General features: G+C 50.7%; 3 protein-coding genes and 1 pseudogene. All 4 read left to right on the top strand.

The features are described 5' to 3' along the window. Window positions 1–165, top strand: a pseudogene (gene rpsL / locus FQK12_RS00270) (30S ribosomal protein S12); the annotation flags it as partial. A gap of 95 nt (window positions 166–260) precedes the next feature. Then, window positions 261–731 carry a 30S ribosomal protein S7 gene (gene rpsG / locus FQK12_RS00265; protein WP_004106370.1) on the top strand — a complete coding sequence of 157 codons (471 nt, stop codon included), beginning with the start codon at window positions 261–263 and terminating at the stop codon, window positions 729–731. Window positions 732–827: 96 nt separating this feature from the next. Next, the gene (fusA, locus tag FQK12_RS00260) at window positions 828–2942 is read left to right on the top strand and encodes an elongation factor G (RefSeq protein WP_004115957.1); all 2115 of its coding nucleotides are present in this window, start codon (window positions 828–830) and stop codon (window positions 2940–2942) included. Between the two features lie 70 nt (window positions 2943–3012). Further along, the coding region (locus FQK12_RS00255; RefSeq protein ID WP_042932074.1) for a GTP-binding protein at window positions 3013–3218 on the top strand (206 nt) is incomplete at its 3' end.

The raw sequence follows: 3218 nt of genomic DNA, 5'->3' as shown, positions 1-3218 counted from the left end.
GGTCACAACCTGCAGGAGCACTCCGTGATCCTGATCCGTGGCGGTCGTGTTAAAGACCTTCCGGGTGTTCGTTACCACACCGTTCGTGGTGCGCTTGACTGCTCCGGCGTTAAAGACCGTAAGCAAGCTCGCTCCAAGTATGGCGTGAAGCGTCCTAAGGCTTAATGGTTCTCCGTTAAGTAAGGCCAAACGTTTTATATTAATGTCAAACTAAACTCTTAGAGTTTTGGACAATCCTGAATTAACAACGGAGTATTTCCATGCCACGTCGTCGCGTCATTGGTCAGCGTAAAATCCTGCCGGATCCTAAGTTCGGATCAGAACTGCTGGCTAAATTTGTAAATATCCTGATGGTAGATGGTAAAAAATCTACTGCAGAAGCAATCGTATACAGCGCGCTGGAGACCCTGGCTCAGCGCTCTGGTAAAAATGAACTGGAAGCTTTCGAAGTCGCTCTCGACAACGTGCGCCCGACTGTAGAAGTTAAGTCTCGCCGCGTTGGTGGTTCTACTTATCAGGTTCCAGTTGAAGTCCGTCCGGTTCGTCGTAATGCTCTGGCAATGCGTTGGATCGTTGAAGCTGCTCGTAAACGTGGTGATAAATCCATGGCTCTGCGTCTGGCGAACGAACTTTCTGATGCTGCAGACAACAAAGGTACTGCAGTTAAGAAACGTGAAGACGTTCACCGTATGGCAGAAGCCAACAAGGCGTTCGCACACTACCGTTGGTAATCCCTTCGGAGTATTAGTCACCAGGCGGGCGCTTCAGATAAGTCGCCCGTTTTGGATAACTTAACTGAACGCCTAAAGAAATAAACGAGGAATCAAATGGCTCGTACAACACCCATCGCACGCTACCGTAACATCGGTATCAGTGCGCACATCGACGCCGGTAAAACTACTACTACCGAACGTATTCTGTTCTACACCGGTGTAAACCACAAAATCGGTGAAGTTCATGACGGCGCTGCCACCATGGACTGGATGGAACAGGAGCAGGAGCGTGGTATTACTATCACCTCCGCAGCGACTACTGCATTCTGGTCAGGTATGGCTAAGCAGTATGAACCGCATCGCGTAAACATCATCGACACCCCGGGGCACGTTGACTTCACCATCGAAGTAGAACGTTCCATGCGTGTGCTTGATGGTGCAGTAATGGTTTACTGCGCAGTTGGTGGTGTTCAGCCTCAGTCTGAAACCGTATGGCGTCAGGCAAACAAATACAAAGTTCCGCGCATTGCGTTCGTTAACAAAATGGACCGTATGGGTGCGAACTTCCTGAAAGTTGTTGGTCAGATCAAAACCCGTCTGGGCGCGAACCCTGTTCCGCTGCAGCTGGCGATTGGCGCTGAAGAAGCGTTCACCGGTGTTGTTGACCTGGTGAAAATGAAAGCCATCAACTGGAACGAAGAAGACGCAGGTGTAACCTTCACTTACGAAGATATCCCGGCAGACATGCAGGAACTGGCCGAAGAATGGCACCAGAACCTGATCGAGTCCGCTGCTGAAGCTTCTGAAGAGCTGATGGAGAAATACCTGGGTGGTGAAGAACTGACTGAAGAAGAGATTAAAACTGCTCTCCGTCAGCGCGTTCTGAACAACGAAATCATCCTGGTAACCTGTGGTTCTGCGTTCAAGAACAAAGGTGTTCAGGCGATGCTGGATGCGGTAGTTGACTACCTGCCATCCCCGGTTGACGTACCTGCGATCAACGGTATCCTGGACGATGGTAAAGATACTCCGGCTGAGCGTCACGCTAGCGATGATGAGCCGTTTGCTGCTCTGGCATTCAAAATCGCTACCGACCCGTTCGTGGGTAACCTGACCTTCTTCCGCGTATACTCTGGTGTGGTTAACTCTGGTGATACCATCCTGAACTCCGTGAAAGCTGCACGTGAGCGTTTCGGTCGTATCGTACAGATGCACGCTAACAAACGTGAAGAGATCAAAGAAGTTCGCGCGGGCGATATCGCTGCTGCTATCGGTCTGAAAGACGTAACTACGGGTGACACTCTGTGCGATCCTAATGCGCCGATCATTCTGGAGCGTATGGAATTCCCTGAGCCGGTAATCTCTATCGCTGTTGAACCGAAAACCAAAGCTGACCAGGAAAAAATGGGTCTGGCTCTGGGCCGTCTGGCTAAAGAAGACCCGTCTTTCCGCGTATGGACTGACGAAGAATCTAACCAGACCATCATCGCCGGTATGGGTGAGCTGCACCTCGACATCATCGTCGACCGTATGAAGCGTGAATTCAACGTTGAAGCGAACGTCGGTAAACCTCAGGTTGCTTACCGCGAAGCGATTCGTGCGAAAGTTACCGATATCGAAGGTAAACACGCTAAACAGTCTGGTGGTCGCGGTCAGTACGGTCACGTCGTTATCGACATGTACCCACTGGAGCCGGGCTCTAACCCGAAAGGTTATGAGTTCATCAACGACATCAAAGGTGGTGTAATTCCTGGCGAATACATCCCGGCCGTTGATAAAGGCATCCAGGAGCAGCTGAAAGCAGGTCCTCTGGCTGGTTATCCGGTAGTTGATCTGGGCGTGCGTCTGCACTTCGGTTCTTACCACGACGTTGACTCCTCTGAACTGGCGTTTAAACTGGCCGCTTCTATTGCCTTTAAAGATGGCTTTAAGAAAGCGAAACCAGTTCTGCTTGAGCCGATCATGAAGGTTGAAGTAGAAACTCCGGAAGAGAACACTGGTGACGTTATCGGTGACCTTAGCCGTCGTCGCGGTATGCTGCGCGGTCAGGAATCCAACGTGACTGGCGTTGTGATCCACGCTGAAGTTCCGCTGTCTGAAATGTTCGGATATGCAACTCAGCTGCGTTCTCTGACCAAAGGTCGTGCTTCTTACTCCATGGAGTTCCTGAAGTATGATGATGCGCCGAACAACGTTGCTCAGGCCGTAATCGAAGCCCGTGGTAAATAAGCCGCAGGGTTAAAACCAAAGTCCCGTGCTCTCTCCAGAAGGGGAGAGCACTATAGTAAGGAATATAGCCGTGTCTAAAGAAAAATTTGAACGTACAAAACCGCACGTCAACGTCGGTACTATCGGCCACGTTGACCATGGTAAAACTACTCTGACCGCTGCAATCACTACCGTTCTGGCTAAAACCTACGGTGGTTCTGCTCGCGCATTCGACCAGATCGATAACGCGCCGGAAGAAAAAGCTCGTGGTATCACCATCAACACTTCTCACGTTGA

Source organism: Klebsiella sp. ME-303, from assembly GCF_007910085.1.
GTDB lineage: Bacteria > Pseudomonadota > Gammaproteobacteria > Enterobacterales > Enterobacteriaceae > Klebsiella > Klebsiella michiganensis.
The sequence above is the reverse complement of the archived record's forward strand: the minus strand, read 5'-3'. Positions and strand labels throughout refer to the sequence as shown.

Excerpts from the sequence above, each read along its gene's own strand:
- rpsG (WP_004106370.1), top strand. The coding sequence starts at position 261 with ATGCCACGTCGTCGCGTCATTGGTCAGCGTAAAATCCTGCCGGATCCT.
- fusA (WP_004115957.1), top strand. The coding sequence starts at position 828 with ATGGCTCGTACAACACCCATCGCACGCTACCGTAACATCGGTATCAGT.